General features: G+C 31.9%; 8 protein-coding genes. All 8 read right to left on the bottom strand.

The annotated features are described in order from the left end of the window. Nucleotides 1-108 precede the first annotated feature (108 nt). The 8 genes from MN204_RS20125 to MN204_RS20090 all read right to left on the bottom strand — a co-directional run bounded on the left by MN204_RS20125 (nucleotide 109) and on the right by MN204_RS20090 (nucleotide 6882). Complete coding sequence (locus tag MN204_RS20125; RefSeq protein ID WP_249872870.1) at nucleotides 109-606, bottom strand: 8-oxo-dGTP diphosphatase; 498 nt, start codon at nucleotides 604-606, stop codon at nucleotides 109-111. A 259-nt stretch (nucleotides 607-865) separates the two neighbouring features. Next, nucleotides 866-1621, bottom strand: a complete 756-nt coding sequence (locus MN204_RS20120) for an SDR family oxidoreductase (RefSeq protein WP_249872869.1) — start codon at nucleotides 1619-1621, stop codon at nucleotides 866-868. 902 nt (nucleotides 1622-2523) lie between these two features. Then, nucleotides 2524-3354 carry a phosphotransferase family protein gene (locus MN204_RS20115; protein ID WP_249872868.1) on the bottom strand — a complete coding sequence of 277 codons (831 nt, stop codon included), beginning with the start codon at nucleotides 3352-3354 and terminating at the stop codon, nucleotides 2524-2526. A 168-nt stretch (nucleotides 3355-3522) separates the two neighbouring features. Then, nucleotides 3523-3711, bottom strand: a complete 189-nt coding sequence (locus MN204_RS20110; protein ID WP_249872867.1) for a hypothetical protein — start codon at nucleotides 3709-3711, stop codon at nucleotides 3523-3525. A 57-nt stretch (nucleotides 3712-3768) separates the two neighbouring features. Beyond that, nucleotides 3769-4308 carry a GrpB family protein gene (locus MN204_RS20105; RefSeq protein ID WP_249872866.1) on the bottom strand — a complete coding sequence of 180 codons (540 nt, stop codon included), beginning with the start codon at nucleotides 4306-4308 and terminating at the stop codon, nucleotides 3769-3771. A gap of 153 nt (nucleotides 4309-4461) precedes the next feature. Then, entirely contained in the window at nucleotides 4462-5103 is a 642-nt protein-coding gene (locus tag MN204_RS20100) for a Type 1 glutamine amidotransferase-like domain-containing protein (RefSeq protein WP_249872865.1), read from the bottom strand. 173 nt (nucleotides 5104-5276) lie between these two features. After that, the gene (locus MN204_RS20095) at nucleotides 5277-5813 is read right to left on the bottom strand and encodes a GNAT family N-acetyltransferase (protein ID WP_249872864.1); all 537 of its coding nucleotides are present in this window, start codon (nucleotides 5811-5813) and stop codon (nucleotides 5277-5279) included. An 82-nt stretch (nucleotides 5814-5895) separates the two neighbouring features. Further along, nucleotides 5896-6882, bottom strand: coding sequence for a phosphotransferase enzyme family protein (locus MN204_RS20090; protein ID WP_249872863.1), 987 nt, complete (start codon nucleotides 6880-6882; stop codon nucleotides 5896-5898). Between the last annotated feature and the right edge of the window lie 318 nt (nucleotides 6883-7200).

Raw genomic sequence — 7200 nt, 5'->3', positions numbered from 1 at the left:
ATTTTGTTCCCCCTTTTCATATTCTTATCAAATACTGGAGCGTTGTTGAATTATCCTGCCCCTATAGTACAATAACTTCTACATAAAATAGAGTTAATCTTTCTTGAATTAACGCACCAGTTGAAGGAGGCTATTAGGTTTTTTAATAAATATTTTTTCAGGACTATTTTTTTCTTCGTTCCAAACAGTTTGAATTTCAAATGTCCCTAGTTCGAAAAATAAATTAAATCTTATTTTAATATCTTCTTGCATTGGCAAGTCTTTTGCCTCTTCAATGTTAACCCAATTTAATTCGCCTTCTGGTGGATCTTCTAATAATTCTCCTGTATAATCCTTTGTCCAATAATTCATCATAATATATCTTTTATTTACGGCTGGATTAACAAACTCCGAAATCCCTTTAAATACTAAATTTCTAACTTCAAGACCAGTTTCTTCTTTAACTTCACGAATAGCCGCATTTACAAAGCTCTCTGGAAATTCAACTCGTCCTCCAGGTGGTATAAATCCTTTAAAATGGTCGTGTTGTCTATCTAATAGTAAAACTTTATCACCATCTTGTATCATCACAACTGTCCATATTTTATAAGTAATTTCTTCACACATACTGACCTCCTATGAATGTTCTTATTGAGCTAAACTGCCCCTATAGTACAATAATTTCTATGTAGAATAGCGTTAATCCTTCTTGAATTAACGCACCCGTTACTTTAAGTACATTTCTTCACAATCTCGTCCTATCTTATAGCCCTTTAATTTTCAGTATGCTGTCCTTTAATCTAATAAGAAAAGCCGCCAAAATGGCAGCCTATTCTTTAGATTGAGATTTTATTTAGTGAAATAACCACCGACCGAATTTGTCGTTTTAACTTCGATAAAATCCACCTTCAGAATGGATAATCTGTCCTGTTATCCAATTTGCATCTTCACTTGCAAGAAATGCAATAATACGAGCAGCATCTTCTGGCTGTCCAATACGTCCCATTAAGAATTTAGGTAGTAGATGTTTTCTTATATCTTCCGTCATCCAATTTGAATCTGTTGGCCCTGGATTAACTGCATTTACTGTTACACCTAATGGTGCTAGCTCAGCTGATAAAGATAATGTAAAGGATGAGATTGCCCCTTTTGTCGCAACATATGCTAAATTCCCGGGCATAGCACCAAGCTCTTGGCCAGATGTTAAATTAATAATACGTCCCCATATGCTACCTTTTTTCTGAAAGCGACGGGCAAATTCAACAGAAAGAAGACAAGTCGCTCTAACATTTACATCGTAATGTTCATCTAATGTCTTTGCATCTAAATCCATATAATCTGAATCAACTGAATGTGCTGCACTATTGATTAGTATAGAAGGAAAACCTAATCTTTTTGAGACTTCATCCAATAGGAATAGGTAAGAATCAATCTTAGATAAATCAATTTCTATTCCCTCACATCGAACTCCCATTTCCAAGACCTCACTTTGAAATATATCTGGCCACTCAGAATCAGAATTCCAGTAAGTAAAAAATATATCTATACCCTGAGAAGCTAACTTACGACATACAGCAGCACCTATTCCTCTTTGGTTACTTACGCCTGTGATAATTGCAATTTTATCTTGTTTACTAGTCATTAATATCCCTCCGAATAAAGGGATCTATGATGATGTTATTAGAGATGTAGATTTCCCGAAACAATTTAAAGCAGCTACAAAGGTAACTGCTTCGTAAATGGGGCATTTATAACTCCACACCATGTATCCCTTGAATGATTAAAAATAGACAGACCACACCCATAATTTTTATGAAAAAACAATCTGTCTCTATCCAGTTAATTAATCATTACAAGGTTTTCCACATATAGAATCTAGATTCCCCTCTCATTACATCTTTAATTTAAATGTTAACAGAATAATTAATTAAGTCAAAGATTGTTACTAAACTAAAGCACCCGTTAGCTCGGAACAAATAAAACAAATGCGAAAATACTCCTAATGCAAAAGAAATTCCAAACTACTTTTCATCATTTACTTTATTGGAAGAAAGACGAAATAATGGAATTATTATTACTAAAAATGTAATAGTAAATAATAGTTTTGAAATGGCAATTATCCCGATTGGAAAGTTTGACCAATTACTAATCATATAAAACGTAAGACCTTCTACAAATATTATCAGTTAGCCTAGTAAAATTAGATTTCTAAATGAACGTTTCAAGTAAAAAATATAACCCAATACAAGTAACAATGGAAATATAAATATTAAGAGTGAAGATAATACTTCAATTAATGTATACATGAAATTCACCAAGCCTCCTCAACACATCGGTAGTCGAAAAATACTACATAGTTATTTTTATTATAAAATAGAATTGCCCCTTTTTATTAACCGATTTTTAAATAAAATTTACAAAATTAAAGCAGATAGTTATATATTTAATTTAATTTCTTGAACTTCTCTTAACTTTAAAAGGATTCTTATTCAATAAACCTGCCCCCCTATTGTATAATTCAACAAAAAAGGTGCTAATCCTTCTTTATGGATCGCACCCTTTAGTTGAAGAGTAGTTATAATTAAAAAACTCATATACCCCGTTAGCAAAATAATCATAATCATCTTTATCAATTATCTTACCGCCATAGCCTTCAAAAAAGATTTGTTGATCTATTTCATTTTCAAAGACATTTGGTTTAGGACGAATAGCTAAGGATACATCATACCTGGGGTCTCCATATGCTCCGCTACTCCAATCAATAACTCCAGTAATTACTCCATTTGAAATCATTACATTATCAATTGTAAAATCTCCGTGAATAAGCGTTTGTTTATATTCTTTTGGTTTCTTTACTTTCATTCTTTCTAATAATTCTATAGTTCCGTCAACCACGTAATTATTGAAATTATATTCTGCTTCAAACAACATTTGTTCAAGCCACGGTTGTTTCATTTTAAGTTCATCAGGACAAGGAGTTGAATGAATTTTAGATAGGATTTCACCAAAACTAAATATGATTTCTTGTCGTTTTTCATTGTGGTATTCATTAAACAAAGCCATCCTTATAGTTTCTCCCTCTATAAAGTCTAAAAGTGCCCAGGATTCGCAAATATTATTTCTTTCTATGAATTTCTTTACTTTTGGTACAGGTAATTCTGTCTTATTGTTCAAGCTGTTTAATATAGAGACTTCCTTTTTCAACATTGAATTAAATAATTTTCCCTTTGTCCTTTTAAGTGCAAAAATTCCTTTGTCACTTTCAATTATTCCTAAATTAGATGTATAGCCTTGACGTGGAAAACTTATAGAAATTATCTTATTTAAGAACTCTTTAATCTCAATCGGAATTTCATCAATATGTATTGGTGGCAATTGTATCTCCCCCTTTAGCCTTTTTTAGACTGCACTGCCCCGTTAATAATAACTTCAACAAAAAAAGCGATAATCCTTCTTGGACTATCGCACCAGTTAGTACAATAGGAGCTGCCTTATTGACAACTCCTGTTCCACATTTGATGGGTTAAATAAACATTATTTTTACTAATTCTTCTTGAAGAACTTAGATGTAACTAATAATACAATGCCGATTACTATTAACGGTACAGAAAATGAACTATATGGTGCAGGGGCATCTGTTATTCCTATCGTCTGATTGAGTGCAAAACCAATAGCGAATAGAAGTATTCCTGTATAATAAAGATACTTTCCTGTCCTATTATGTTTTTTCAAAAATAACAACTCCTTATTTTCTATTGCACCATATAGCTGAATAAGAATTAACAGTAATTAATCAGCATAAACAGAATCATTCCCGGCTTTTTTATACCAGTTCAACGCTTTTACTTCTATCTCTCTAACTAGATGTTCTTTACCATTTATATATGATTCAATATCATAGGGAAATTGTTGTGCCAATCTCTCTTTTAACTCACCATAGCTCTTCTTTACATCCGGATGTCTAAGCAGGTAATCTCGAAAAGCCAAGTGTCGTTTTATTTCATAACTTCCAACCTGATAAATATGAACATGATGGGAGCGATTTTCTCCGCCTTTTTGATAGTATCTTCGTCTAGGTATTCCGTTCTCACCTTTAGGTTCATACCCAATGACCTGCATCTCCTGATTGTATTTGTCAACGAGAGCAATATCTCTAACAACTGGCATTATGTCTAATATTGGTTTAGCTTTTAGCCCTGGAACTGATGTACTACCAATATGATGAATATCTACAATTTCATTTCCAAAAATGAGTTTAAGTTTTTCAACTTCTTCAAAAAACATTAAAGGCCATTTTTCACTATATGAACATACTTCGACCTTTCTCAAGATACAACACCCTTTCTTCAATAAAATTAACCAGATAGATCAAGAGCCTTTCATTTAACATTAACATAATATTCAATCGGTTTTTAAAAAAGAAAAGACGATCACTTGGATAACCGCCTTGTTCAACTCTTGCACCAGTTAGTGAAACAAGAACTATCTTACATTCTCAAATTTATGGAACTTCCCAGTTTCTAAAACACTTTCATTTACAAAATATAGAGCTGCCTCATCATCAATTCCATAACCAATGGTTGCATTGAGTTTTATTAAAGCAGCTTTTAAGTTCTCTTCTTCCTCCCATTTTGTATAATGAACGCTTATTACGCAATCTTTAATCAGACCTAATCCTTTGAGAAAGAGATGCTTATTTTGTGAGTTATCAATAGGAGGGATTACACAATTTGCAGGAATAATTAAAGCCCCTGCTGAAAAACCTGCTACTGGAACTCCTTGTTGGTAAAGTTCTTTTATCAGTTCACCAATCCTAGTATCAACAATATAACTTCGGTATAGCTCTGTCTCCCCACCGCCAATTATTATTCCTGTGCAAGAAGTTAAAACTTTTAGGGTATTATAATTAGGCTTAGGGCTAAGAGGGAGATAAACAAATTCATCTATGCCATTGTCTTTTAAAACAGATGTGTACTTTGGCATATACTTTTCCCAGCCATCTCTCTCTAAAAATAAAATTGCGACTTTACCTTCACCCCGTATAGCAATATCTGCAAACTTTTTTCCGAGTTTTTTACTAAAAGGCGGACTTCCACCAAACAAAAATAAATGTCTGCTATTCATCAACACCCCCACTTTCCTACTTCTTCAACTAAACTGCCCTTCAGTTCAACAACTCCACCTTCAATACTGCCATAATATTCAATAATATTGTTTGAAAATAAAAGACAACCTTTTAGATGATTGCCTTGTTTAACTATTGCACCATTTAGTTTAAATAAAGAATGTCATATTTTTTACTGCTTGTTCAAATACTCTCTTTTTAAAACTCCCATGATGATTATGTCATGCCATTTTCCATTTCTATATAAACTCTCTCGCATTATTCCTTCTTTCATAAAGCCAAGTTTATTATAAATATGTATAGCCCTTTCGTTGAGAGAGAATACCCTAAGTGAAACACGATGTAGATTTAATTCCAAAAAAGCATATTCAAGTAACATTTTTAGAGCTTCTGTACCATATTCCTTACCCCAATATTCCTTTTCACCAATATCGATAATACATTCAGCATTTCTGTTTTTTGTATCGATATTTATTAGTGACGTTACACCAATTGTAGTATTCCCTTCCCACTCCTCAATGATATAGCTCTTAGAAGATGTTGAATTAAGAATAATATTTTCTACAAAACTTCTTGTTTCATCAAGAGAATATAAATCTAATGATGGGCTTGTTGTTTTCATTACATCCAAATCATTTCTCCAAGAATGATACTTTTCAATGTCACTTTCAACCATTTTTCGGAACTGAAGTCTTTCTGAACTTAACATTAAATCATCTCCCTTTATTTATACTCAACTAACCCTTTTTACCCAATTAAGATTCGTATATTACAACCTGTTAGCTAAATGTTTACGCTTTGAATAAATATTTGAAATCAATTTCCAAGTAGGGTACATCACTTTCTATTTTTTTCTGCATACCTTTTAGTATAATTTTAACTTTTTCATTGTTTTTTTGCTGTTTATTTAGAAACTGGGAAAAGTAAATATAGGAGAAAATCCGTCTATAATTTAGGAAAAACGGCAATTTAGCAAGCCAAAATGAACTGAGATTATTTTCGGTTAAATAGCCTTCTAAAAATGCCTTAATAAATAGATGTGCGAATTCCTCTCTTCCTTTAATTTCATTTTCATCAATAGATTGAACAGCATGATATAAAACAATTGCAATATCATAAATAAACCAGTTGTATTCACAATCTCCAAAATCAAATAGAATAATTTCATCATTATGGACATAGAAGTTTCTTTGATGCAAGTCATTATGTATCATTCCATACCCATTTTTATCCTTTGGTAGTTTATTAAGTTCACCTACAAATTCCTCCCATTTTTGAACCACAACTTTACTAACTTCCTTAAAATTACCACTAAATAGATACCCCATATTCCAACCTTGCTTTTTTATCGTTCCATCTGGACTGTAATTTTTCGATAAACAATGCATTTTTCCCAGTGTTTTTCCCCAAATATAATAAAAATCCTTATTCCAAGTTCTTTTATCATTAACATTAATGAAAGAGCCTTTTGCTTTCTCGAATGCTAAAACATAACACTCTCTTTCGACCTCTAACTTAATGGTCTCTATATATTTTCCATTATTGGATAATAAAGGAGGAGTTACATTAATTCCTGACGAATGTAAAAATCTTATCCAATCCAATTCTGCAATAATAGAGTCTTTCCTATAAACCGAACTGGTATAAAATTTTAATATAAAACTTTCACCATTTCTCATACACTCAAAAACATTATTTGAAAATCCACCAAGTAATTGTAATTCCGATCCACCAACATCAAACCTATCTGCACCTTTAGATAAAATAACCTTATCCAAACTTTCTCCTCCTAATCTATTCTTTTATTAATTTACGGATAATTTGATTTTAGGTTTCAGAATTCCATATTCTTATTCAACTAACCTGCCAGTTAATACAATTACTTCTACAAAAAAAGCGATAATCCTTCTTGGACTATCGCACCCGTTACTTTAAGTAGAATTCTTCACAATAGTTAACAATTTATTTCCACATTTTAAGCATCAATAATACAAAAATACGTCTCCGTTAAAAAACATTAATCATTACCTTTTTTTATTTGTTCGTTTATATCGTCGATTTTCTTTTCTAAACTATCAAGCTGATTTCTGCGTCTG

Origin of the sequence: Oceanobacillus saliphilus, from assembly GCF_023522835.1 — a bacterium.
In the GTDB taxonomy this organism is placed as follows: Bacteria; Bacillota; Bacilli; order Bacillales; family Amphibacillaceae; genus Oceanobacillus; species Oceanobacillus saliphilus.
This window is presented reverse-complemented; position numbering and strand designations above follow the sequence as displayed.